We start from the raw sequence: 24,554 nt of genomic DNA on the forward strand, positions 1-24,554 counted from the left end.
TGCTGCCACGTGTGCTGCGGCATAGTTGCAGAAACCCATAACGCTCTTCCGAGGTGGAAGCATGATGTCTCGCCTTCTGTTGATGATCTTGTTTCTGATCGGTGGCATAGGTGACGGGTGGGCGGCAGACGAACATGCGCTGTCCCACTGGGGCTATGAAGGCGAGGAGGGCGCTGCTCACTGGGGCATGAGAAGCTCGGCTTACATGGCCTGCGAGGCAGGCTCACACCAATCGCCGGTCAACATCTCGATGCCGAGCCACGCACAGCAACAGGAGCGGTTGGTCTTCCAATATCGATCAGGTCCTGTGCAGGCGCTGGACAACGGCCATACCATCCAAGTGAATGTGCTGTCTGGAAATGAATTGCACCTCAACGGTCGAACCTATTTTCTACGCCAATTTCATTTCCATGATCCGAGCGAGCATCAAGTCGATGGGCGGACCTACCCGATGGAGATCCACTTGGTGCACCAAGACCGGAAGGGGCATGTGGTCGTGATTGGGGTATTCGTCGAAACTGGCTCACCGAATCGGTCACTCGCGGAACTCTGGGCCATGCTTCCGATGAAAGCGGGAGAGGTAGGTTCAGAGCACCAGTTCAATCCCCAAGACCTCATCCCCTCCAACAGCCACCATTTCTCCTATCACGGATCGTTGACTACGCCACCCTGTACCGAAGGTGTCCAGTGGATTATCTTACGCGACCCGATCTCCATGTCCACTCAACAAATCGCGCAGCTCACTTCGATCATCGGCCAGAATGCCCGCCCTATCCAGCCGTTGCACGATCGGAAAATTTACAAAGAGTAACCTCTGCCCCAGTGTCTTTCCTGTTAACAGATAGTTTCGTAACGAGATGCCGTAGATTTCTTTTCCATCAATAGCCGTATTGCAGGATTCTAGACAAGAGTGCTAGACTTCCATACTCGGCCCTGCTATTCCCCAGTACGTAACAGAACGTAGGCTAGTATTGACGGGAAAGGTCGGCATGGCACAAGACACGACCACGCTGGACGATCCGAAACGGTTAGACGCGCTCCACGCCTACGAGATCCTCGATACCCAGCCAGATCCTGCCTTCGATCGACTGGCCAAATTAGCCGCGCAGATCTGCGGGACTCCCTATGCGGCGATTACATTTATCGACCGTGAGCGGCTGTTCTATAAATCGAAAATCGGGTTCACCGACGGCGAGGCGCTAGACTCGCCGGGACTTTGCCACCAGGCCCTTCGCCACACCGATCTGTGTATCGTGCCGGATACGATGCAGGGCGAGCAATTCGCTTCGAAACCGATGGTCATCGGGGATGCTCAGGTTCGCTTTTACGCCGATATGCCATTGAAGACGACGGAGGGCCATACCCTCGGCATGCTCTGTGTGCTTGACCGCATCCCGCGCCAACTCACCAAAGAGCAGGGCGACGCACTGCGGGTGCTGGCCCATGAGGTTCTCACCGAGTTGGAATTACGCCGGACTCGCAAAAGCCTGGAAGAGGGCACGTTCCGGCAAGATCCGGTGCTTGGTGCGCGATACAAGGCCGACGAGTTTCTCCGTTCGCTCGTCGAAGGCACTGTGGCCTCGACCGGCGGAGACTTTCTCCGCGAACTCGTCAAGCACGTGGCTGCGGCCTTGGGCATTCGTTACGCCTTCGTCGGCTATCTCCTTCCAGAATCACGCATTCGCACGCTCGCCTTCTGGAAAGGCGACGGCTACCTTGATCAAATGGAGTACAGTCTCGATGGCACGCCTTGCACGAAGGTGATCCAGGGCGAAACCTGCCATTATGCGCAAGATGTCCAGCAACTTTTCCCGCATGATCAGGATCTGGTGACGTTGGGTGTCACAAGCTATTTAGCTGTCCCGCTGAAAGATCCGAAAGGCCAGGTCCTAGGCCATTTGGTCGCGATGGATATCAAACCGATGACCCTGACCTCCGATGAAATCGAGGTGTTCAAACTGTTCGGCGAACGGGCTGGCGTCGAAATTTACCGTCAAGTGCTTGAAACGTCCCTCCAGCAACGCGAGGCCACGCTTCGCGCCATCGCGGAAGGGACGGCGACCGAGGTGGGAACCAATTTTTTCCGCTCGCTCGTCAAGAGCCTGGCAACAGCCCTTGGCGTGGATTACGCCTACATTTCCGAACTCGGTGACAACGGCCAGACCTTTCGTTCGCGTGCCGGTTGGGGGAAGGGCCAGGTACTCTCGCCGTTCGACGTCCCGGCGCAGGGCCCCTGCGAGACCGTCCTCAAGCGGAATTGCGTGCACCATCCGAGCAAACTTCGAGCACTCTATCCACACGTGCAGTTGATTCAGGATATCGAGGTGGAGAGCTACTGCGGCGTTCCGGTTGTGAGCACATCGGGCAAGGTGCTTGGACATCTGGCTGTGATGGACTGCCATCTGATGCCCGACAAGGAGCTGGTTATGTCGGTGCTCGGTATCTTTGCCGCGAGAGCCGGTGCGGAGTTCGAACGGCTGTACTATGAAGAGACGATGCACAAGAGTAACTTGACGCTCAGAGCCATCTTTGAAGGCACGGCACCTGCCGTGGGTGTGGGATTTTTCCATTCCCTCGTGAAGAACCTGGCAAGGGCCCTCGGTGTCGAATATGCGTTCGTGTCGGAATTTTGTATGGACCGGACCAAGGTGCGGACTCTGGCTTTCTGGGCCGGCGATCGGCTGAAAGACAATTTTGAGTATGCCATCGCCCATACGCCCTGCGAAAGGGTACTGGCCGGGGAGATCTATCATTGCGAGGACAAGGTCGCCGATCGTTTTCCGCTCCACAGAGAGGATCTGGAAAAGCTCGGCGTGCAGAGTTATCTGGCGATTCCGGTGACGAGCGTGAGCGGGGAGGTGCTGGGGCATCTGGCAGTCATGGACCGAAAGCCGATGGCGCTCGAGCAACTCGATCTGTCTGTATTTAAGATCTTCAGTGCGCGGGCCGGCGCCGAACTAGAGCGGCTGCACATGGAAATTGTACTGAAAGACAACGAGGAGCGGTTGCGCGACCTGTTCGACGAAGCGCCGATTGCTTACGTCTACGAGGGGCTCGATTCAAAGTTGCTTCGCGTCAACCGCACGGCGATGAAATCCCTCGGCATTACGGCGGATCAGGTCGACGGCCTCTACGGTAGGGATTTCGTTCCCAATACACCCGACGCACAACGACGCTTGAAGGAAGCGTTCGCCTCCGTCGGTAAGGGCATCGATACCAGCGGCGTCGTGCTCGAACTGCGCCGTAAGGACAACGGCAAGCCGCTCTGGATGAAGTGGTGGTCACGGCCAGACCCCTCAGGCACCTATACCCGCACGATGTTTATCGACATCACTGAGCAGGTCTTGATGGAGCAGGAGAAGGCCCGGCTTGAAGCGCAGAATGTCTATCTGCAGGAAGAAATTAAACTCACGCACAATTTCGAAGAATTGATAGGCGGCTCGACCTCGCTGAAAAAGGTGCTGAAGAATGTGGAACGGGTTGCCCCGACCGATTCGACCGTGTTGATCACAGGGGAAACCGGGACCGGCAAGGAGTTGATCGCGCGGGCGATCCATAACTTAAGTCCGCGGAAGGGCCGCCCTCTCGTCAAAGTCAATTGTGCAGCCATTCCAGCCGGTTTGATCGAAAGCGAGCTGTTCGGTCACGAGAAAGGCGCGTTTACCGGCGCGCTGACGAAAAAGATGGGCCGTTTTGAACTGGCCGACAAGGGGACTATTTTTCTCGACGAGATCGGGGAACTCCCGCTCGATCTGCAATCGAAACTGTTGCGCGTGCTTCAAGAGGGAGAATTCGAGCGGGTGGGCGGGACGCAGACGTTCAAGGTGAACGTGCGGGTCATTGCGGCAACGAACCGGAATCTCGAACAGCTTTCTAAGACCGGCCACTATCGCCCGGACCTCTACTACCGATTGAACGTGTTTCCAATTCACCTTCCTGCGTTGCGCGAGCGTGAGAGTGATATTCCGCTGTTGGCACAATTTTTCGTGCGCAAGTTTGCGACGGATCTCGGCAAGAAGATCGATCGGATTCCCGAGCGGATGATGTCGACGCTTCAGCGCTACCCTTGGCCGGGGAACATTCGCGAACTGGAGCATGTGATCGAACGTGCAGTGATTTTGAGCGAGGGGCCGGAGTTGGAACCGATCGACTGGCTTTCAGCATCAGCCAGCAAGACTGGAGAGAGGAAGGCTCTGACGCTCGAAGAGGTGGAGCGTCACCATATCGTCGACATTCTCGATCAGACGAACTGGCGAGTGAGCGGCGAAAAGGGCGCAGCCAAAATCCTCGGCCTGAACCCCACGACCCTCGAGGCAAGGATGAAAAAACTCGGCATCGAACGCGTGAAACTGGAGACGTGAGACGTGAAGTGTCGTTCGTGAAGCGCGTGCCAGAGTAGCTACACCCCTCGTTCATTGAATCGTTTCCTGCCAAACGTTACTAACCATCAGCTTTCAGCTCGTTTCCTATTGGATGCTTCCAACTAATTGGGACGATCCCAATATTTTGGGAATTGATCTCCGCCTATGACCCCTGTCGCCTTCTTGCAAAATCCCCATCTTGTCATTCCATATCAACTACTTATGCTGACCTGCTCTCTACGTAGTTCGCCTGGCATCACTGTTGCTGAATACCCGGTCGACAGACGAACACTAAGGAGCGATGGAGATGATGCTCAAGATTACGATGATTCAAGAAAGCAGGCGCGACGTGCTCATCAAGCTCGAAGGAAAAATCACGGATGAATGGGCTGTTCTCCTGGATGGAGAGTGCCGCGCCTATCTCAGGCAGGAGAAAGCCGTGCATCTGGATTGTTCCCATGTCGATTTCATCGATGCCAGGGGGGTTGAGGTTTTGAATAACCTTCCCCAAACACAAGTCAATCTCATGAGCGCACCCGGTTTTATCACGGAGTTGCTGCAGATTGGAGGCCGGTCATGAATGCAGATGCCATCACCTACACAGAGTCCATTGATTACAGCCCTTCCATGAACTGGAAAGCGCCGGCAGTCAAGTCATCCAGCCTGACGAAGGCCGAGGACACAGTCATCGCGAGACTCAAGCGCGGTGACGAAGGGGCCTTCGACGAATTGGTCAACCAGCACCACAGCGCGCTCATCCGAATGGCGATGGGCTACGTGGCAGATCGGGAAGTGGCTGAGGAAGTGGTCCAGGACACCTGGATGGCCGTGATTGAAAGTCTCGATCGGTTCGAAGGCCGTTCATCCCTTCGTACCTGGATCTGCGGGATTTTGATCCATAAGGCCAAGGATCGCGGCGTTCGCGAGAAGCGCCATACGACCTTCTCGGCCTTCGCGTCCTACGATGACGACAACGATGAAGCAGTCGATCCCTCCCGCTTCCAGCAGAGCGGCGAGTGGGCCGGTCACTGGGCCTTCCCCCCGCAGCCCTGGGACGAACGGACACCGGAGACACTGCTGGCCAGCCAGCAAGCGGTCAATGCGATGCAGCGGGCGATCGAATCCTTGCCGGCGACCTTGAAGGAGGTGCTCGTTCTCCGCGATGTGGAAGGGGTTGAGGCCAAGGAAGTCTGCGAGATGTTGAAGATTACGGAAACCAACCTCTATGTCAGGCTTCACCGGGCGCGAGAGCGAGTGAGAGTGGCAGTGGAAACGGCCCTCGGATGATAAGATTGAGGCTGAAGTTGGAAACCGTCAGTCTCGAGCCTTCAGCCTAGAAGCTACCCTAGCAGGGAGGCGCTGTAAGAAATCGATGATCGGGGGGACTCAGGGGTGAAGTCTCAATCGATGGACACTCCTCATGAAGAACCATCCTGCACCGTGGGTCCACACCGGAGTCACCTGCCGCGAGGTTACAGACTGTGCTTCTGAGTACTTGGACGACAACATTTCCATCTTGACCAAAGTTCGAGTCGGGCTGCATCTTGTTTCCTGCACCCACTGCCGTACTTATGTGCAACAGATCGATCTTGTATCCACTGCGCTGGGCAATCTTCCCAAACTCTATCCATCGCCCACGAATCATCTCCGTCTGAAACAGCAGTTCGCCGCCCGTCTCGCCAGCTAGAGCACTCTCCCAGGCATGGGAGCTTTGCCCGGGGCTGTCCAGGATGGGAACGCGTTATCCATTCCGTTTTTCCGCGTGAAAAGCATTCGTCCGATATTCCCGAAGCACGCCATGCAAGGCTGGTGGAACTTGCCAGATCTGTAAGTTCCGTTGTCTCGGACGACATAGCCCCATGGGGCACAGATCCTCCTGTGTCTTGATCTATCATTTGGGTGCCGCATGGCGAGTGCGTTGATTTACGACCGTCTGCAATTCGCTTTCACCTGCACATTTCACTATCTCTTTCCTCAGTTGACGATGGGGCTGGCTCTGCTGTTGCTCTATCTGAGAAGCAGGGCTCTCCTTACCGGCGATGACCATTACCACCAAGTCGCGCGTTTCTGGACAAAGGTCTTTGCCTTGAGCTTTGCCTTCGGTGTCGTCACCGGCATTCCATTGGAATTTCAGTTCGGCACCAACTGGGCGAAGTTTTCCAACTTTGCCGGCGGAGTCATCGGGCAAGTGCTGGCTATGGAAGGCATGCTCGCCTTCTTTCTGGAATCGTCGTTCCTCGGCATCTTGCTGTTCGGCGAGAAACGATTCAGTCAGCGCGTGCAATGGTTCGCTGCGCTGATGCTCTTTATTGGTTCCTGGCTCTCGGGCTATTTCATTCTGGCGACCAACGCGTGGATGCAGCATCCCGTTGCCTACACGGTTGCCCCCGATGGTCGCCTGTTTGTAGACAGTCTCTCCAGCCTCCTCACCAATCCCTGGCTCTTCTGGCAGTACACGCACAATATGACGGCGGCGGTGGTCACGGCTTCATTCGTCATGGCGGCGCTGGGCGCCTACTATCTGCTCTCGGAGCAGCACATTAAGTATGCCAAAACCTTCCTCCGAACCGGCGTCGTGGCGGGGGCTATCGCCGCCGTGCTGATGGGATTTCCTACAGGCCACGGGAATGCCCGGCAGGTGTTCGAGCACCAGCCGATCAAGGGCGCGGCCTTTGAAGGCTTGTTCAAGACCGAGCGCGGTGCAGGCTTACTCCTGATCGGCCAGCCGAATACCGAGACGATGACGATCGATAATCCGCTGATCATTCCGGATGCGCTCAGTGTCGTGGTCTATGACGAGCTCTACGCCGAGGTGAAAGGGCTTGATGCCTTCCCACGCGAGGACTGGCCGGACAATTTGCCGCTGCTCTATTACTCGTACCATGTCATGGTTGGTCTTGGAACCATACTTGTGTCTCTTATGGGATTGGCGTTCCTCTGGCTCTGGCGGGGGCGTTTGTTTACCGCGAATTGGCTGCTTTGGCTACTCATGCTGTCTGCGCCGTTTCCCTATATCGCGACGACTGCCGGCTGGATGACGGCCGAAATAGGACGTCAGCCCTGGCTCGTCTACGGTTTGTTGCGCACGGCAGACGGGGCTTCACCACTCGTCCATTCTGGCAATGCGCTGTTTACCTTGCTCGGTTTTCTGGGGCTCTATCTGGTACTAGGGCTGCTCTTTCTATTTCTGATTGGGGAAACCATCCGCCATGGACCGTCAGGACATTCGCGGTCGCCGGAGCAGGCATGATGGAAACATTTTGGTACTGCGCCCTCACGTTGATGCTGGCAATCTATGTCGTCCTCGACGGATTCGACTTCGGCCTGGGCATCATCTATCGGTTCGTCGCACGGACTGAAGTGGACCGGCGCACGGCCTTGGCCGCAATCGGACCGGTGTGGAACGGTAATGAAGTGTGGTTGATTGCCGCGGGCGGCTTGCTCTTTTTTGCCTTTCCGAAAGCCTATGCTGCGGGGTTCAGCGGTTTTTACCTGGCCCTCACCATCGTGTTGTGGTTGTTGATCGTCCGTGGGCTTGCGCTCGAACTGCGCTCGCACCTGGCTCATGTCTTGTGGCGACAGTTCTGGGACGCGGCATTTGCCGGAGCCAGTACGTTGCTGGCCGTCGTGTTCGGCGCAACGCTCGGCAATCTCATTCGCGGCGTCCCGCTCAATCAAGACGGCTATTTCTTCATGGCACTCTGGGCCGACTTCATGATGGGACCGAATCCGGGAATTCTCAATTGGTTCACGGTCCTCATCGGAGTCACGAGCGCGGCGACCCTTGCATTCCACGGCGCCAACTATCTGGCGATGAAAACAGAGGGCCAGTTGCGCGGACAAGCCCGCCGCGCGGCCTGGCTGACAGGGGCGGCGGCGGTGGTCCTGGTCGGACTGGCGCTGACGGCAGTTCCCTTTGCGCAGCCCTCTTTCCGTCTCAACTATGATGCTCATCCGATCGGGTACGCCTTCCCCGTCATCGGCTTGGTTGCTCTAGTGGCGGCGCTTGGATTGCGAAGACGCGATCGCGATGCAGGAGCATTCTATGCGACGAGTCTTATGATTCTGGCGATGTTGGCCAGTACGGCCTGGGGGTCTTATCCGAATATCCTGATCACGACGAGCGAGCCGGCATACAGCTTGACCGTCACAAACGCGACTGCAGGCGCCTACGGAATGCAGGTCGGGCTCTGGTGGTTTCTCATCGGCTTCGTTCTGATCATCGCCTATCAGGTCATTGCGCACCGAGCCTTCTGGGGAAAGGTTCAACTATAGGCGGCTCGCCTTTCATGGTAGAGGGTACAACGCTTCCGGCTGGGCACTGCGCCGGCAACGTTACCGCTGAATGGCCATAATCCGACAACGAAACTGTGGGAGTCAGACAATGATACAGGCCACCAGGTGCGGACTCGATCAGTCGACGAATGCTACGAGGCGAGTATTTTGCTGCGGCATCGTGATGGTGTGCCTCGCCATCGGCTCCACGGGATGTGTGTCATTTGGCAAGCACGAAGCAGATGTCAAAATCATCTACGAGAAGTCTGCTCAATATCACATGCCGGACCGTAATCCTGTGATTGTGATTCCCGGCATCTTAGGCAGCAAACTCTTCGATCGCGACTCTCAACGCACGGTGTGGGGCGCCTTTGAACCAGAATCTGTCGATCCAACCACAGCTGAAGGCGCCCGGCTGATTTCGCTCCCCGTCGAGGGGGAGCGGCAGCTAAGTGAGCTACGAGACGGGGTTGAACCGAACGGCGTGTTGGACAAAGTCCATGTCAATCTGTTCGGCGTTCCACTCAATATTCGCGCCTATGCAGGAATATTGACGACGCTGGGCGCTGGCGGATACAGGGACGAAGCGCTGGGACTTCACGCCATCGACTATGGCAACGACCACTTCACCTGTTTCCAATTCGACTATGACTGGCGGCGTGACAACGTAGAGAGCGCAAAACGGTTGAAGAGGTTTATCGAAGAGAAACGCGCCTACGTTCAACAAGCCTACAAGGACCGTTACGGCATCGAAAAGGCCGCGGTGAAATTCGATATCGTCGCCCATTCGATGGGTGGTCTCGTCGCACGGTATTTTCTGATGTACGGCGACGCGGATTTGCCCGCAGACGGCCAAGATGCCGTCGTCACGTGGGCGGGAGCCGACTATGTTGATCGCCTGATCCTCGTCGGACCGCCCAATGCCGGATCCATCAACGCCTTGACCCAGCTCATTGAAGGATTTGACGTAGGCCGCCCGATCCTTCCGTACTACCAGGCGGCTCTTCTGGGCACGTTTCCCGCGCTCTATGAGTTGCTTCCACGCCTCCGACATGGGGCGATCGTCTGGGGCGGCGATGAATCTGCACCCGCCCCCAATCTGTACGATCCTGCGCTGTGGGAGCGGTATGAATGGGGACTCGCGTCCCGGGAGAGACGGAATGTCGAGTTTCTGCACTCGGTGTTGCCTCAGGTCGGCGATGACGAAGAGCGTCGGCGCGTCGCGATGGCGCTACAGACCACGATTCTTCGAAGAACCAAGGCGTTTCACGAGGCAATGGATCAGCCGGCCCGCTTGCCCTCCGGGGTCGACGTGTTTCTCGTTGCCGGAGATGCGGTGGACACGCCCCGGCGGGCTTCGGTTGATCGTAAGACCGGTCAATTCAAAATCATCGAATATGGAGCGGGTGATGGCACCGTATTGCGCTCAAGTGCACTGCTTGATGAACGAGTGGGAGGCGAGTGGCGCCCTCAGTTGGTCTCGCCGATCGATTGGTCATCCGTCCTATTTTTGTTCTCGGATCATCTGGGGCTCACCCAGGATGACGCATTTGCTGACAACGTCTTGTACTGGTTGTTGGAAGATCCAAGAACTCGGCCGGCACAGGGTGGCCGCCGTGTCGGCCGTACGCTCAGTTCGCCCGGAAAGCGAGAATAGTGAGAGAAGGGTTAGGCTCACTGGCGGTGGGGAGTTATGGCATGGCCTTTCGGATACGTCAGTAGAATTGCATGTAAGGTCGGGCGGACTCGGGCGACTACATGATAGCAGCAAAAAGCAACTTGTAGCCAAGAGAGACTTAATCGCCACAATCTTCATCCAAATCAATAAAGGAAATTTGCCATGATCAGGACAGCCACCGCTACGATACCGATCGAGAGTGATACCGATACCACTTTGAGCGAGAAACTGCAGGCTCTGGGAACGTTCATGACCCGCTATGGACTGGTAGTGATCTTTGCCTGGATCGGGGCAATGAAGTTTTCCGCCTACGAAGCGAGCGGCATTCAACCGTTGGTCGCTAATAGTCCCTTGATGAGTTGGCTCTACAACATCTTCAGCGTGCAGGCCTTCTCGAACTGGCTCGGTGTATTGGAAATTGCCATCGCCGTGATGATTGCAGTTAGGCCTGTCTCCGCAAAAATCTCAGCAGTAGGCAGTGCGCTGGGCGCGGTGCTGTTCCTGGGCACTCTCAGTTTCATGCTGTCCACGCCACCTGTGTGGGAGGCTAGCTTGGGTGGGTTCCCCGCCCTGTCGGTCGCGCCGGGACAATTCTTATTGAAGGACCTGGCACTGTTGGGAGCATCGATTTGGACGCTGGGCGAAGCGCTCTCAGGTATGAGTCATAAGTCACGATAAATAAAACAGACCGGTAGATAACGATAGGAGAACATACGATGCGAGCCATAGCTGTGCTCCCGGGAAAACCCAACTCAATCCATCTGGCGGAACTGCCCAAGCCATTGGTCCACGAAATCCCCAATGGAAGAGGCGTGTTGGTGCAAGTGCTGCGCGTCGGGGTGGATGGCACTGACAGAGAAATCAACGCCGCCGAATATGGCCAGGCTCCGCCAGGTTACGATTTTCTCGTGATCGGCCATGAGTGTTTTGGGCGGGTGCTGGAAGTCGGCCCCAACGTCACAGAGTTCGTGCCAGGCGATTATGTGGTCCCGACAGTGCGGCGCCCAGGCGGCAGCTTCTACGACCAGATAGGCCAGTACGACATGACCAGCGAGGATGTCTACTACGAGCGGGGGATCAACCTCCGTCACGGCTACCTGACCGAGCTGTTTGTGGATGATCCGGAATATCTGGTCAAAATTCCGAAAGGGCTCAAGGATGTGGCTGTTCTGCTTGAGCCGACCTCGATCATTGAAAAAGGCATCATCCAGGCCTATGAAGCGCAGCGACGGTTCAAGGTCTGGCGACCGAAGAAAGCGGCGGTGCTGGGGGCAGGAACTGTGGGATTGCTCGCGGCCCTCTCGCTGAAGATGAAGGGCTTCGAGGTCACCAGTTTCGGGAAAGAGAGTAGGCCGTCACGCAATCTCGATCTTCTGGAGGAATTGGGTGTGCGGTACATCTCGACGAACGATCTGTCGATCCGAGAAGCGGCGAAACGTTTTGGCCCGTTCGATCTCATGTTCGAAGCGACCGGCTATTCTCCTGTGGTGTTCGAGGCCATGGAATGTCTCGGCAAGAACGGCGTGCTGGTGTTGGCGAGCGTGACGGGAGGCGACCGTGAACATGCAGTCCCGGCGGACAAAATCAATCTGGACTTCGTGCTCGGAAACAAGCTGGTTGTTGGGACTGTCAATGCCAATCGCGAATACTTTGAAACAGGCGTGTACGACTTTGCGCGAGCCGAGCTGGAGTTCCCTGGCTGGCTCCCGAAGTTGCTGACTCATCCGGTGACAGGGCTGGAGAACTATCAGGAAATGATGCAGACGCTGACGAAGGAACGCAACGCAATTAAGGTTTTTGTGAATGTTGCGTACGACTAAAGGACATGACTGTGACCAATTATCCCGGTGGGCTCATCGGATGCTGTGTTGACATGAATGTTCGGAGGGCTCAGGCTGTACAAGGGTATTTATCCACTACTACTACACTAGGAGGTTTGTGATGAAAAAGATTATGCTGTCGGTCATTGCAGTCATGTGTGTGGCGGGTTTCAGCTCCCTTTCATTTGCCGAAGATATGGGGAAGATGAAGGGGGAAATGATGGGCGAGATGAAGGGTGAGATGAAAGGTATGAAGGGGGAAACGGGCGAGATGAAGGGCGAAATGAAGGGTGAGATGAAGGGAATGAAGGGCGAGATGAAGGGCAAGCATGATGAGATGAAGGGGGAAATGAAAGGTAAGCATGATGAGATGAAAGGGGAAATGAAAAGCATGAAGGGGGAAATGGGCGAGATGAAGGGAGCTATGGGGAAGTAGGAGTTTATCCGGTCTCTTGTTTGATCCTCTCGGCCTGTGGTCGGTTCGACACTGATCGCAGGCCGTTCTGTTTCTGCACCTCACCGGCCTTGTAAGAATCGAGGCCGGGCGTCGACTAAGGAGCAGACAGGTGGTCCACAGCCAGAGGAGATACGATCATGACCGCGCTCATTCACGAAGAAGCCGGAACAAGTATAGGCCGGGAGGAAGAGCCCGTTTCTGGGCCGGCGATGAAGGCCGACCAGTTCCCATCCACAGATCAATCTGACTCAGTCGATCTTACCGCAAACCAGGATGACGCGTTGGCTGCACGACCTGCCTCATCTCCGGCGATCGAGAGGGTCTATCGCCATCGGTTACCAGTAAGGATCAGCCATTGGCTCAATGTCCCCATTCTTATCATCCTGATTATGAGCGGGCTCCAAATTTTCAATGCCCATCCGGCTCTCTATTGGGGCGATCGATCCGATCGCGATCGGCCGTTGATCTCGATCCGTCCTGAAAAAACCGAGAGCGGCGAGATGCGCGGCATCACGACCATTCTGGGCTATAAGTTCGACACAACAGGAGTGCTCGGCTATTCGGATGGCAAGCGCCGAGCCTTCCCTGCCTGGGCGACCATTCCGAGCGCCAAAATTCTGGCGATGGGACGGCAGTGGCACCTGTTCTTCGCGTGGCTCCTCGTCATCAATGGGTTGTTTTTCACGGCTTATGCATTGATCAGTCGGCATGCGGCTCGCGATCTGGCTCCGACCGGCGAAGACCTGCGTGGTATCGGCAAGGCCGTCAAAGACCACATTGTCCTGCGGCATCCCCAAGGTGAGGAGGCCAAGCGGTACAACGTGCTGCAAAAACTCGCCTATGTCGTGATTCTGTTCGTGGTGGCGCCGTTGATCGTGCTGACGGGCCTTGCGATGTCGCCGACGATCGATGCGGCGGTCCCCTGGCTGCTCACGATATTCGGCGGGCGGCAGGCGGCGAGGACGATCCATTTCGTTGCCTGTTTTTCATTCGTCGCTTTTATTATCGTCCACGTAGCGGAAGTCTTCTTGACAGGGTTCTTTAATAACATGCGGTCGATGGTGACGGGATGGTTTGTCGTGAAGCACGAGCGTGAAGGAGCGAGCCATGAAGCCTAGCAGGATGTTCAAAGCAGCCGCCAGCGTCGTTCTCGCATCGTTCAGACCCTCAACGTACCCCAGAGGGTACGCCTCCGGGTCTTCACTCGCTGCGGCCTTGCTGGACTGCTGCTTTGAACATTCTGCGGGAAAGGCGTCTAGCGCTTGCCTAGCATCGCTCGACACATTGAGGAGGCACCATGGTTCCACATAAACGCGCAATGGAACGCAGGCAGTTTCTGAAGGGGACATTGGGCGCTGCGAGTCTCGTAACCCTCGCCGGCTGTGATAATTTGTCGCAGAGCAGTTGGTTCCCCTCCATCTTGAGTCAGGCCGAGAAACTGACCGAACGGGCACAACGGGCGGTGACGCCGGCCGACGCCCTGGCGAAAGAATATGGAGAGGGCGACATCTCAAAGGTATTTCCGGCGAACGGGAACACCGATCCCGGCACTGGTGAGTATGCCGAACACGTTGCGCAGAAGTTTGCCAAATGGACGGTCATGGTCGGCGGTTTAGTTCAGACCCCCACGAGTTGGTCGCTTGCAGCACTGAAAGAGTTGCCATCACGGACACAAATTACCCGGCATGACTGTGTCGAAGGCTGGAGTGCCATCGGCAAGTGGACGGGAGTCCCGCTCGGTGACCTCATGCGCGAGGTTCAACCATTGCCGACTGCCCGATACGCGGTCTTCTATTGTGCCGATGTGGATGAAGAAGGGGTGCCGTACTACGAGAGCATGACCCTGGCCGACTGCTTCCACCCGCAAACGATCCTGGCTTACGAGTTGAATGGTGCTCCGTTGGATGTTCCCCATGGCGCGCCGATTCGCCTCCGTTTTGAACGCCAACTTGGGTACAAACAGGCGAAGTATGTGACGATGATTGAGCTGGTGGAGACCTTTTCCGGTATTAGAGGCGGGAAGGGCGGGTATTGGGAGGATGACCAAGGGTATGAGTGGTACGCGGGAATCTAATCAGGATGGTGAAACAAGCCGCCAGCTGCGTTCTCGCATCGTTCAGACCCTCAACGTACCCTAAAAAGTACGCCTCGGGTCTTCACTCGCTGCGGCCTTGCTGGGCGACTCGTTTGACCATCCTGGGGATGTTTGGACCGGCCCTGCTCATAAGCCTTTCTGGTTGCCTGTCGCCGATTGCCATTCATCGGGCGGTGATCGAGTACGACCGGACGGTGAGCTACGTTGAAGCGGATCTCTTGCTCTTGAACATCGCACGCGCGCGGCACCATCGTCCGGTGCATTTCACGGCGGTTTCCAGCGTCGCGGCCACGTTTGATTTCCGCACGAGCGCAGGAATTCGTGGCGGTTTTGGACCTGTTACTGACTCGAGAGATCGGCCCCTGAATCTCGAATATAGCGCCAGCATCGCCGAGAATCCCACGATCACGATCATACCGGTTACCGGTGAAGAATTTACCAAACGAGTCCTGCGATCGCTCGACGAGGCCAAGTTCGAGTTCCTTGTCCGACAAGGCTACGATATCAACATGGTCCTGCGCCTCATGGCGCGGGGGATTGCGATCGACGATGAGCGCGGCCCCATCGTCTTGTTTAACGCGCCTTCGCAAGGAGAAGGGTACCAAGAATTTCGTCGTCGCCTCCTGCATTTGGCCGGATTGGATGCGGAGCGAAAACTCTATGTCGGGCCGATACTCTTCGAGGAGAGCCACGCGGTCCGAACAAATCGTCCGCCGAATCCGGACGAAGTCGTGGCGGCCCTGGAAAAGGGATTTCGTTGGGAAGGGGACAGCGAGGGGAAGATTCACACGGTTCGTCGAAAAGCGGTGGGCCGACTATTGATCGCCAATTACGATCCGGCCCGCCTTTCAAACGACGAGCGCCGATTGCTCCACGAGGAGGCGCAACGTGTGCCTCTGGACTCCGTACTCGTGGATATTCGCCCAGGCTTTCCGGGAGGCGAGTACCCGCTGCACGGGTCGATCCTGCTTCGCAGTATGAACGCGATTATCGGGTTCGTAGCCAAGAGTATCGAAGAAGAACTCGAAATGATGGTGTCCCCCGATCCACGCACCAAAACTGTGGTCAGGAATCCCGCCAGGACGCTCGAAATCGAAGAGTCCGATTCGAAGCCCGGTGACTTTGAATTTTCAGTGCTGTTCGATGGCCGCTACTATTCGATCCGCAAGTATCCCGTGAGCCAGGGCATGGTTCCGAGTTGGAATCAAGAGGCCTTTGCAGTCCTGTCGAACCTGTTTCAAATGACGGTGACGGATCTCACAAGGTACCCGACCCCGGCGATTGCGATTGCCAAGTAGATCCGGGGTTGGCCCGGAATCATAGGCTAGAACCTATCTCAAAATCGATTACATGACATCATGAGCGATATGAAACGTCAGACACCGAGAGGTAGACCCCAGAAAATCACAGGAAATCGGCAAACTGCGCGCTGCTTGATCGTCCAGTACCACCTACTCCGGCACTGTCGGGGTGCTCATGACCTGGTTCGTAGCCAATGCGGGAGTTGGCATGAAGGCGCCGGAGATTATGAACGAGACATGGCTGAACAGCGCGCCATTGCATCTGTCAGACTTGAAGGGCAAGGTGGTGATGGTCGAGTTCTGGACGTTCGGCTGCTACAACTGCCGAAATGTCGAACCCTACGTGAAGCAATGGTATCAGAAGTATGCGGGCAAGGGGTTCATCGTCATCGGCGTACATTCGCCGGAATTCTCCTACGAACAAGACCTTGCGAAGGTGAAACAATATATCCGAGAACACGACATCCGCTTTCCGGTCCCCATCGACAATGACTTCTCGACATGGAATCGCTATGGCAATCGGTACTGGCCTGCGATGTATTTTGTCGACAAACAGGGTGTGATTCGCCATGTACGGATCGGTGAAGGCGGCTACCGTGAGACTGAACAGTTGATCCAAACGTTGTTAGCTGAGACAGACTAATTCCCATTCATCCATGAACAGCTTTGCTGTATCAGTCTCGCCTTTCTCTCATGTCTGGCGAGTCCTGTATGAAATGGCGACTTCGCTGGCCGGGCTATTTCGTCGGGTACTGTCGGTTGTGGGTCGTTGTTGCAGGGTTCCCTCGGACATACGGAATGTTCAGGAGTGCCGCTCGATCTCTGATCCATCCTGAGAGCCAGTCAGCCCCAGCCGGTTTGTCCTTCTGCTACGACGTGCATGGCTTTGTGTTGTCAACGTGCCGCTGGAAGCTTGACGAGGACATCCTGCTCACACTAGACTAGCAAAATACTGGTATTTCACGAGGAGCTTCTATGGCAGAACTGCGTGTGCTGAATAAGGAGAAAAAGTCGACAACGGTACAGGATTCGGCTGCGTTGACCATTCAGTTGGCCGCAGGCTTGGAAAAAATTGGCCTTGCGATGAAGAGTCGAACGTGGCGACGTGAAGGTCGAGCCGGCCTTGGACCATTGCAACGGCAGGTTCTGACTCTTCTTCGGTCCAAGCCTGAGCAACGGGCGCGAGTGTCTACCGTGGCAAACGAGTTGGCTGTCAGGCTTCCGACTGCGTCAGAAGTTATCGCGACGCTTGAGCGGAAACAGTTGGTCCGACGGCGTCATGACACGACTGACAGACGGGTCGTGGTAGCCCAGTTGACGGCCAAAGGGAATAGGGCCTCCACGCCTTCCTCCCGCATGCCAGATCGGCTTGCGACAGCGACCGAGGCGCTCTCGGAACCGGAGCAGGTCGTCCTCCTTACGTCGCTTGTGAAGATGATCCGCAGTCTCCAAGACCAGGGTGAGATTTCTGCCACGCGGATGTGCGTGTCCTGTCAGTACTTTCGCCCCAATCAACATGCCGGTGCCGATCGGACGCATCACTGTGATTATCTGAAGGCTTCGTTCGGTGATAGTTCGCTACGGCTTAATTGCCAGGTATATGAACCGGCTTCAACCGCACAGGTCAATCAGACGTGGGAAAACTTTATTGGTTCTCGTACCGCCTAGGACCTGTTCTCCAGCTACTGTAGTCAGATTGGTTGGATTGTAGTATGGACGGGATTGTGGGGAAGGGGGGGGGAATCATGCGTGACGGAAGGACAGCCACTCTCTTTAAAAAAGGCTCAGCCCGATCATCAGAGGATGAATGGCTCGGGCCGGAATCCCATATGCCGAATTTGAGTCGAGAACTTCGACGTCGTGAACCGAGGAGAATGGGCTTCTCTTCCGGTTGGATCGTTGGAGCGATGTTTGCGGCAGGCGTGGCAGCCGGATGTCTGACGATGAGCCTCTTCACTCGACGGTCCCGGACCTTTTAATTTTCCTTCGACAGAGGCCCGGTGACGTCGCTCTTACCTCGGCCAACAGAGCCCAGGAGCTACCCCTTGTTTGGGCATCCTGCTGAAATATTCTCTGCTTACCCACGCACTGTCTAAAATAGCTTTTCCGCTTCTGCGAACACTGTTCGTCTTCAGCTCGGTCCTTTTCGATACAGAAGGTGATCGGCCTCGATCTGAGCGAGCAGATCGTCCATCGCGGCTTGGACAGCTTCGACAATGGGCCTCTGATCCGAAGCCGTGACCCACCGCACGCTCGATCCCATTGTTTCTTTCTCTACCAGATAGGACTTGACCGGTGGTTTCGCAGAAGGACCCAGGGTTGATTCCAGGCGTAGTCGATAATGGTAGTTGCCGCTGGATCGCATGGCCAGCCAGCTTTTGACGGTGAGAGTGAGGTCGGCCGGTCTATCGCCTACCGAAGTAAAAGTCTGGCGCGATCGGATATAGTCGGTGATGGCAGAACGTAGATCTTCTGCCGGCCACTCAAGCAAGGTGATGCCTTGCCTGTGGTCGGCTCCTTCCAGTGCGAGAGATGGCACTATGACTTGTAGTGATTGAGCGATGGTGACTGGTGAAACAGTCTGAGGCGCAGCGGTGACGTGAATCCGATGGACACAGCCCGAACTGAGCAGCAGGGAGCCGCAGAGAAGTGTTCGAGAAGAATAGCGCAGAAGTCTGCCGGCGCTCACGGAGTGGTCGGGGTGGAGGTGGGTGAATCGATTATATCCAAATCCCGTAAGGCGCGCAGGGCCTGTTCACGGTGCGGTCGGTCTGAGGGATTCGTATAGGTGTCAATCACGCGGCGATACGTGGCGCGGGCTTGAGGGTACTGGCGTTTGATGGCGAAGTATTGTCCCATTGCAAGCCAGTTTGAGGCTGCTGTTTCGTTGGCGGTCTTCATCAAGGCAAACTCCCGTTCGACCGCCGTGCTACCCTGTTGGGCGCCTCGTTTCCTGACAGTGTCTCCCATCTCGCTCGCCATCGCTTCAATCTGCTCATTGTCTCGGATTGCGGATTCCACCCGGTTGGATTTCAGATTGTCGTAGAACGCCTCTGTATGATTCTTAATCAGGTTCGCCCGTTCTTGGTAGGTATCATGGGCACAACTTGCCAGTATCAGGCTACAGGCAACGAGCATCATGGATCTATAGGATACAAATCTAGGTCTGTTCATCGAATCCTGCTCCTTGAGTTCTTACCAGGCGAGGCGCCAATGTTCCCGAAATAACTCATCCTACCGAATTCAGAGAAGAAACGCGACTGGATGTTCCGAACCCCCGCTCTCCTCTAGTGACACATGAGTCCGAAGTATGGTAAGAGTCCCACTCATTTTTGTAAGCCCTGTATTGTCCCCATCGTCTAGCCTGGCCTAGGACATTGCCCTTTCAAGGCAGTAACACGGGTTCAAATCCCGTTGGGGACACCAGTACTACGTGACACGCGTAAAGACTGTCGATTCTGAGCGCCGGCCCTCCAAGGATCGTAGCATTTATCAATTCTCCAGGTGTTCGCCGGATTCCCTTGAGTGAGGACGTAGGGCCATGCGGACGAGTGAGTCTTATACCGTCACTGTCTTGTTGGATGTCAACAATGCACAGGACATCGATGACCGCGCGGAAGCGCGTACCTACCTCGTGGCTGACCGTGGATCTGGCAAGGCCGTGATTATTGACGCAGTCATAGAAAATCTCGAACGTGATTGCAAAACCATTCGAGACCTTGGCCTTACACTACTCTTCGCCCTGGAAACGCACGTTCATGCCGACCACATTACGGGTGCATCCCAAATCAAAGAGCGCACTGGTGCGCGGATCGTCTATGGTGGCTCTGCAAAAGGCGTGGTCATTGGTGCGGATATATTTCTCTTTGATGGAGAAACGCTGCTGGTCGGCGACACATCTATTCAAGCGATCGCCACGCCGGGGCATACAGACTGCTGCACCAGTTACGTAGTGCCCGGCGCAGTATTCACTGGCGATACCCTATTCATCGGTGGCAACGGCCGTACTGACCTGCAGGGTGGCTCGGCGGAGACACTCTTCGATTCGGTACGCCGGAAGTTGTTTGCTCTTCCAGACGACACCACCGTCTATCCGGGTCACGATTACAACGGCCGGGTGTCATCGACGATCGGCAAGGAAAAGCAATGGAACGAACGACTGAACCTGTCCATTTCTAAAGCCGCATTCGTCGAGATGATGAACGCCAGGAAAGTGCCACTGCCCGCAAAAATGAGTATCGCAGTCCCCGCCAACATGCGAGCGGGTCGCATCTGACCTGGCACAGCTCAGGAAGATGAGCGATCCAGCCTAGCAGACCACCAACGGCCGATGCTCTGGCTTCTACCAAGGCCAGCGTGTTATTGTTTAGAGTGGATAGTATTCGGAACGAATAGGTCGGCAGACGTTGGGATCGGCACGGCATCGCAACGGTGAGGTCTAAACACCCCTGCGATCAACCCCGCGAAGGCCAATTCGGATTAGAAGGGACCGTCCGCCCGTTGCTGGCGTTTTACAACAAGTGTGACGAGTTCGAGATTCTAGTCCGGGTCCCGCAGGATTTCCGGCGTCACTGAACGGCATGGACGGCGACACGATGCGACGACAGGAAACTTCGGCGACTAATTGGAACCTTGATCATCTCGTCGCGGAGCTGCGCTCCTCACGTGAGCTCACGCACAACATCAATCGTCATGGACGAATTCAGAAATTGCCATCGCGGAAAACCCTACTCGGCATTGTGGAAGGTCTATGTGCCGCGCTGTTTCCGATGCACTACGGCCGGGCAGATTTGAACGAGACGAACATCGATTATTTTGTCGGACACACCTTGAATCAGACCTTGCCTCTTTTGCAGGATCAAGTCCGGAGAGGATTGGTATTCACGTCCAACGCGGACGAACAGGACGACCGCTCGCTTACTGAAAGAGCGGGCAGAATTACGAGTGAATTCGCAGGCCAGCTTCCGGCGATCCGGGCGTTGCTCTTCACCGATTTAGAAGCCGCTTACCAAGGTGATCCTGCGGCCACCAGCACTTCGGAGGTTCTTCTCTGCTATCCTGGCATGCATGCCGTCATCTACTATCGTATTGCCCATGCCTTGCATCGTTTGGAGGCGCCGCTAATCCCTCGGTTGATCTCGGAAATCGCGCATTCCTCCACCGGCATCGATATTCACCCGGCTGCCGAGATCGGCAGTCACTTCTTTGTCGATCACGGGACCGGTGTCGTCATCGGGGAAACCAGCATCATCGGAAAGCGTGTCCGTCTCTATCAAGCTGTGACTCTTGGCGCCAAGCGGTTCACAGAAGGCGAGCACGGCGATCTGATTAAGGGAGAGCCTCGCCATCCGATCTTGGAGGATGATGTGGTGATCTACGCGGGTGCCACGATCTTGGGGCGCGTCACCATCGGCCAGGAGTCGGTCATCGGCGGGAACGTGTGGCTCACTCAAAGCGTGCCGGCGCGAAGTCATGTCGTCCAGGCGCAAATGCGCACCTCGCCAACCATTCAACCGAAACCGACCGACGGCCAGTCCGCACACCGGAAGACATAGCGGTCGTCTGGTTTGTGTCCTCCTTGCTCGCCCGCCTTTTGCGCTCTATTTGTTACACCGCTCTTGAGGGAAGCAGGTCTATAAACATCCATTGTCCTGCGTCCAGGATTCCAATCCGGACAGGATGAAAACGCTGCGTCCGTAGGAGGTCGACTATAGTGCGAAGTCGGATTCCTTCGGAAGCTGGACCGCCGTTTCACGCCTCAAGAAGGGTATCGACGAGCAGATCTGTCCTCAGTCCGTTTGCCGCAAGCCATTCTGGATTGAAGATTCTGGATTGATACTTCGCGCCGGAGTCGCAAAGGATTGTCACGATGGTCTGGCCCGGTCCACGCTCAAGGGCCAGCCGCACCGCGCCGGCGACATTGATGCCGGAGGACAGGCCGAGAAAAAGCCCTTCCTCGCGCAGGAGTTGGTACAGGATGGTGAGCGCGTCTTGATCGGGAATGCGCCACGCACCGTCCACAGCAATGCCCTCGATGTTTTTGGTCACGCGACCCTGGCCGATGCCTTCAGCAAAGGAATCCCCGTCGTTCGTCTCCGTGTTGCCGTTGGTGAACCACGACCACATAGCCGCACCATAGGGGTCGGCGCAGCCGACGAAAATTTTCTGGTTGCGCTCCTTGAGGTACAGCGTGGTTCCGCCCAGCGTGCCGCCGGTGCCGACGGCGGAAACAAAGGCACTTACCTTTCCAGCGGTCTGCTCCCAGATCTCTGGGCCTGTGGTGCGGTAGTGGATGAGGCGGTTGGCGGTATTGTCGAACTGGTTGGCCCAGAACCAGCCCTTTTCCTCTGCCATCCTTCGGGCGACATGGTTGTAGTTGCCCGGATTGGAATAGGGTTTCTCCGGCACGGGGAGTACCTCCGCGCCAAGCGCGCGCAGAAGGTGTATTTTTTCCTGCGACTGGGTTTCGGGAATGACGATGACGGAATGGTACCCCCTAGCGTGGCCGATGACTGTGAGGCCGATGCCGGTGTTTCCAGCCGTGCCCTCGACGATCGTGCCGTCTGGCCGCAGGAGCCCTCTGGCCTCCGCGTCCAGGATGATACCAAGCGCGGCACGGTCCTTCACCGATCCGCCGGGGTTCATGAATTCGGCCTTGCCGAGGATTTCGCAGCCAGTCAGTTCCGAAAGGCGGCGCAGGCGAATGAGCGGAGTGTTACCGACGTGACCATCAACCCCATGGTAGCGTAAATCATTCATCTAATACGTTTGTGGTTCCATTCCGCAATCTTCGTAGTCGAGTCTAATACTGCTTTACATCACAAAACGCAAGGGGGCGTGAGTCCAGACCGTTCAATGTTGATTACGCCGTTGAAAAGCCTACCGACGGCTACCTCCCCTTGGTACGGGTAGGCCTATCGCCCCCTGCACCTCATGCCAGATTTGTACGCGGCTCGGGAGTAGATTCCCGAGAACCTGCCGCGTCTTCACCCGGTGTCTGTCTGTCTGTCTGTGTGGACCAGTCCGCGAGATAGCCGTGCTGTTTTTTCGACGTGTGCCGGGGATCAAGGTTCTGGAGAACCTAGAGGTCGACGAGAGCATGTTTGTGGCAAGCCCCAACTCCATTTTGCCGTGGAGAATGAGGAGCGGTTGCCTCCGAGGGAAAGAGTTAACCGGACTGTGGCGAGGGTGGGTGAGGGAGTGGGGTTCCTGTTTTATGCTGGAGTCTGATCTGATGGAGTGGCAAGTTGGGCACCCCCGAATGTTTCTTCACAGCGGTGAGACCGGAAGTTAGCGGAACTTCGAGAAAAAGAGGTAGCGTGCTCTCTGGCAATGTGAGCGGGCGGCGAAGTACCCACTTCCCCTTCGTGGGTGTGCTGTCACTGGAGAAGGGGATTACCTCTCCGGTACCGGCATTGCGTAACATGGGGGTGGTTGCTTTTTTCCATCGCTGAAAATTCCGCAATCGTCGCCACACCTCAGATAGAGCCATATGCATTCCCTTAACAGCCTTAAGAGGTTAATGGCACCTCGATCGATGGTGACGGGTATGAGCAAATACGATACCACTGTGGTCTTCTAGGACCCCCATCATACAAATGGGGTCATCACTCTACGAAATGTCGTGACGGGCTGCATCCGGATCCATCTTTATGCGATTCGCATGAACAGCAGCTGCTGTATTCATTGGGCGTCAGTCAGTGCACTCCTGTGCACAGTTGTGCCATGAGGCGCTCAACATATTTCCGTCTCTGGTTCGCATGAGAGGAATTGCTAAGATTGCTGGCCGCTCTCTCTTATTGTAGATGCCGTATAACGTCATTTCCTCGGTACTGGACTTGCGCATCGTACGTATATCTACTAGAATTAAAACTCTTGCGAGGTCCCTATGCCCTTCATCATCCGCTCGTATCGGCGTTTCCCAGTGCAGTGCCCCGTCAGCTATAACGCTGGTACTTCTCAGGGCCTAGGCACCGTATGGAATTTCTCGGTGAACGGATGGAAGCTCTCCGGTGATGTGCCGCTGCAAGTTGGGCAGACCTGCCCGTTAACTGTCACCTTGCCGAACCAGGAAAGCATCTTCGTGGATGCTGCGATCGTCCGGTGGGTCAGGGGGCAGGAGTATGGCCTGGAAACCGTAACGGTGGACAAGCCAACCCAGAGCCGGGTAGAGCACATGGTCAAACACCTCGAAGAGGCAAACCTGGAATGCGGGGAATGATCAACGGCCGCTCCATACTGTATGAATCCAAGTCCTTCGAAGCTGCAGTCTCCACCATATGGGAGATCGCGGTCATTGTAAAAATACTGAAACGTATGGGCTACAATCCAGCGCAGGAAAACACCCGTGAGTCGAGAGGGGCCGGCCAGCTTCCTCAAGGGACTGCCTAACTGCGTATTGGAACCGAGCTGCGATTCCGTTCGGTTCAGCAGAACGATTGATGTACGAATGATTATGAAAAGACACCACCGAGTTGCTATCGTTGTCGGTGATGCGTGTGGTTCGACAGACGTGCGCCGGTCTAATGGCGCCAATGTCGATTATGAGGTAGTTAAAGACGTCTTGA

The 24,554-nt window shown here is 56.0% G+C and carries 24 protein-coding genes and 1 tRNA gene; 22 read left to right on the forward strand and 3 right to left on the reverse strand.

Annotation, left to right across the window (positions count from 1 at the left end):
• Positions 1-61: 61 nt before the first annotated feature.
• The 17 genes from HZB34_06000 (at position 62) to HZB34_06080 (ending at position 17,966) form a co-directional block, all read left to right on the forward strand.
• Positions 62-811, forward strand: coding sequence for a carbonic anhydrase family protein (locus HZB34_06000; GenBank protein MBI5315506.1), 750 nt, complete (start codon positions 62-64; stop codon positions 809-811).
• A 178-nt stretch (positions 812-989) separates the two neighbouring features.
• On the forward strand, positions 990-4,361 hold the full coding sequence (locus tag HZB34_06005; protein MBI5315507.1) for a sigma 54-interacting transcriptional regulator: 3,372 nt from the start codon (positions 990-992) through the stop codon (positions 4,359-4,361).
• Positions 4,362-4,668: 307 nt separating this feature from the next.
• Positions 4,669-4,941 (forward strand): hypothetical protein, encoded by a 273-nt coding sequence (locus HZB34_06010; GenBank protein ID MBI5315508.1) that lies wholly within the window; start codon positions 4,669-4,671, stop codon positions 4,939-4,941.
• Between the two features lie 47 nt (positions 4,942-4,988).
• Positions 4,989-5,648: a sigma-70 family RNA polymerase sigma factor gene (locus HZB34_06015; protein ID MBI5315509.1), complete on the forward strand. Its 660-nt coding sequence runs from the start codon at positions 4,989-4,991 to the stop codon at positions 5,646-5,648.
• A gap of 133 nt (positions 5,649-5,781) precedes the next feature.
• The gene (locus tag HZB34_06020) at positions 5,782-6,048 is read left to right on the forward strand and encodes a zf-HC2 domain-containing protein (GenBank protein MBI5315510.1); all 267 of its coding nucleotides are present in this window, start codon (positions 5,782-5,784) and stop codon (positions 6,046-6,048) included.
• Between the two features lie 219 nt (positions 6,049-6,267).
• Positions 6,268-7,611 carry a cytochrome ubiquinol oxidase subunit I gene (locus HZB34_06025; GenBank protein ID MBI5315511.1) on the forward strand — a complete coding sequence of 448 codons (1,344 nt, stop codon included), beginning with the start codon at positions 6,268-6,270 and terminating at the stop codon, positions 7,609-7,611.
• Complete coding sequence (cydB, locus tag HZB34_06030; GenBank protein MBI5315512.1) at positions 7,608-8,636, forward strand: cytochrome d ubiquinol oxidase subunit II; 1,029 nt, start codon at positions 7,608-7,610, stop codon at positions 8,634-8,636. Before HZB34_06025 ends, cydB begins: the two co-directional genes overlap by 4 nt.
• Positions 8,637-8,745: 109 nt before the next feature.
• Positions 8,746-10,293, forward strand: a complete 1,548-nt coding sequence (locus tag HZB34_06035; protein MBI5315513.1) for a hypothetical protein — start codon at positions 8,746-8,748, stop codon at positions 10,291-10,293.
• 183 nt (positions 10,294-10,476) lie between these two features.
• Positions 10,477-10,992 carry a DUF417 family protein gene (locus HZB34_06040; protein ID MBI5315514.1) on the forward strand — a complete coding sequence of 172 codons (516 nt, stop codon included), beginning with the start codon at positions 10,477-10,479 and terminating at the stop codon, positions 10,990-10,992.
• 38 nt (positions 10,993-11,030) lie between these two features.
• Complete coding sequence (locus tag HZB34_06045) at positions 11,031-12,134, forward strand: glucose 1-dehydrogenase (GenBank protein ID MBI5315515.1); 1,104 nt, start codon at positions 11,031-11,033, stop codon at positions 12,132-12,134.
• A gap of 121 nt (positions 12,135-12,255) precedes the next feature.
• The gene (locus HZB34_06050) at positions 12,256-12,570 is read left to right on the forward strand and encodes a hypothetical protein (protein ID MBI5315516.1); all 315 of its coding nucleotides are present in this window, start codon (positions 12,256-12,258) and stop codon (positions 12,568-12,570) included.
• A 230-nt stretch (positions 12,571-12,800) separates the two neighbouring features.
• Complete coding sequence (locus tag HZB34_06055; GenBank protein MBI5315517.1) at positions 12,801-13,709, forward strand: cytochrome b/b6 domain-containing protein; 909 nt, start codon at positions 12,801-12,803, stop codon at positions 13,707-13,709.
• A 200-nt stretch (positions 13,710-13,909) separates the two neighbouring features.
• Positions 13,910-14,665 carry a molybdopterin-dependent oxidoreductase gene (locus tag HZB34_06060; protein ID MBI5315518.1) on the forward strand — a complete coding sequence of 252 codons (756 nt, stop codon included), beginning with the start codon at positions 13,910-13,912 and terminating at the stop codon, positions 14,663-14,665.
• A gap of 128 nt (positions 14,666-14,793) precedes the next feature.
• Positions 14,794-15,984, forward strand: coding sequence for a hypothetical protein (locus tag HZB34_06065; GenBank protein ID MBI5315519.1), 1,191 nt, complete (start codon positions 14,794-14,796; stop codon positions 15,982-15,984).
• Between the two features lie 178 nt (positions 15,985-16,162).
• A complete protein-coding gene (locus HZB34_06070; protein ID MBI5315520.1) occupies positions 16,163-16,630 on the forward strand; it encodes a redoxin domain-containing protein in 468 nt (155 codons plus the stop codon).
• Between the two features lie 332 nt (positions 16,631-16,962).
• Positions 16,963-17,655, forward strand: coding sequence for a MarR family transcriptional regulator (locus HZB34_06075; GenBank protein MBI5315521.1), 693 nt, complete (start codon positions 16,963-16,965; stop codon positions 17,653-17,655).
• Positions 17,656-17,699: 44 nt separating this feature from the next.
• Entirely contained in the window at positions 17,700-17,966 is a 267-nt protein-coding gene (locus HZB34_06080; protein ID MBI5315522.1) for a hypothetical protein, read from the forward strand.
• Positions 17,967-18,118: 152 nt separating this feature from the next.
• Here HZB34_06080 and HZB34_06085 read toward each other — a convergent pair whose 3' ends face one another.
• Together HZB34_06085 and HZB34_06090 are read right to left on the reverse strand one after the other, a co-directional pair.
• A complete protein-coding gene (locus HZB34_06085; protein ID MBI5315523.1) occupies positions 18,119-18,676 on the reverse strand; it encodes a hypothetical protein in 558 nt (185 codons plus the stop codon).
• Complete coding sequence (locus tag HZB34_06090) at positions 18,673-19,161, reverse strand: hypothetical protein (protein ID MBI5315524.1); 489 nt, start codon at positions 19,159-19,161, stop codon at positions 18,673-18,675. The genes HZB34_06085 and HZB34_06090 overlap by 4 nt, the downstream gene beginning before the upstream one ends.
• A gap of 174 nt (positions 19,162-19,335) precedes the next feature.
• Here HZB34_06090 and HZB34_06095 point away from each other — a divergent pair.
• The 3 genes from HZB34_06095 to HZB34_06105 all read left to right on the forward strand — a co-directional run bounded on the left by HZB34_06095 (position 19,336) and on the right by HZB34_06105 (position 21,542).
• Positions 19,336-19,413, forward strand: a tRNA-Glu gene (locus tag HZB34_06095).
• Positions 19,414-19,528: 115 nt separating this feature from the next.
• A complete protein-coding gene (locus tag HZB34_06100; GenBank protein ID MBI5315525.1) occupies positions 19,529-20,263 on the forward strand; it encodes an MBL fold metallo-hydrolase in 735 nt (244 codons plus the stop codon).
• Between the two features lie 304 nt (positions 20,264-20,567).
• On the forward strand, positions 20,568-21,542 hold the full coding sequence (locus HZB34_06105; GenBank protein ID MBI5315526.1) for a serine acetyltransferase: 975 nt from the start codon (positions 20,568-20,570) through the stop codon (positions 21,540-21,542).
• Between the two features lie 196 nt (positions 21,543-21,738).
• On the opposite strand, the gene HZB34_06110 is transcribed toward HZB34_06105, so the two are convergent.
• Positions 21,739-22,746 carry a cysteine synthase A gene (locus HZB34_06110; protein MBI5315527.1) on the reverse strand — a complete coding sequence of 336 codons (1,008 nt, stop codon included), beginning with the start codon at positions 22,744-22,746 and terminating at the stop codon, positions 21,739-21,741.
• A 1,129-nt stretch (positions 22,747-23,875) separates the two neighbouring features.
• Between HZB34_06110 and HZB34_06115 the strand changes: the two genes are divergently transcribed.
• The gene (locus tag HZB34_06115; protein ID MBI5315528.1) at positions 23,876-24,208 is read left to right on the forward strand and encodes a PilZ domain-containing protein; all 333 of its coding nucleotides are present in this window, start codon (positions 23,876-23,878) and stop codon (positions 24,206-24,208) included.
• Positions 24,205-24,378, forward strand: a complete 174-nt coding sequence (locus HZB34_06120) for a hypothetical protein (protein ID MBI5315529.1) — start codon at positions 24,205-24,207, stop codon at positions 24,376-24,378. The genes HZB34_06115 and HZB34_06120 overlap by 4 nt, the downstream gene beginning before the upstream one ends.
• Positions 24,379-24,554 lie beyond the last annotated feature (176 nt).

It is taken from the genome of Nitrospirota bacterium, assembly GCA_016219645.1.
GTDB lineage: Bacteria > Nitrospirota > Nitrospiria > Nitrospirales > Nitrospiraceae > Palsa-1315.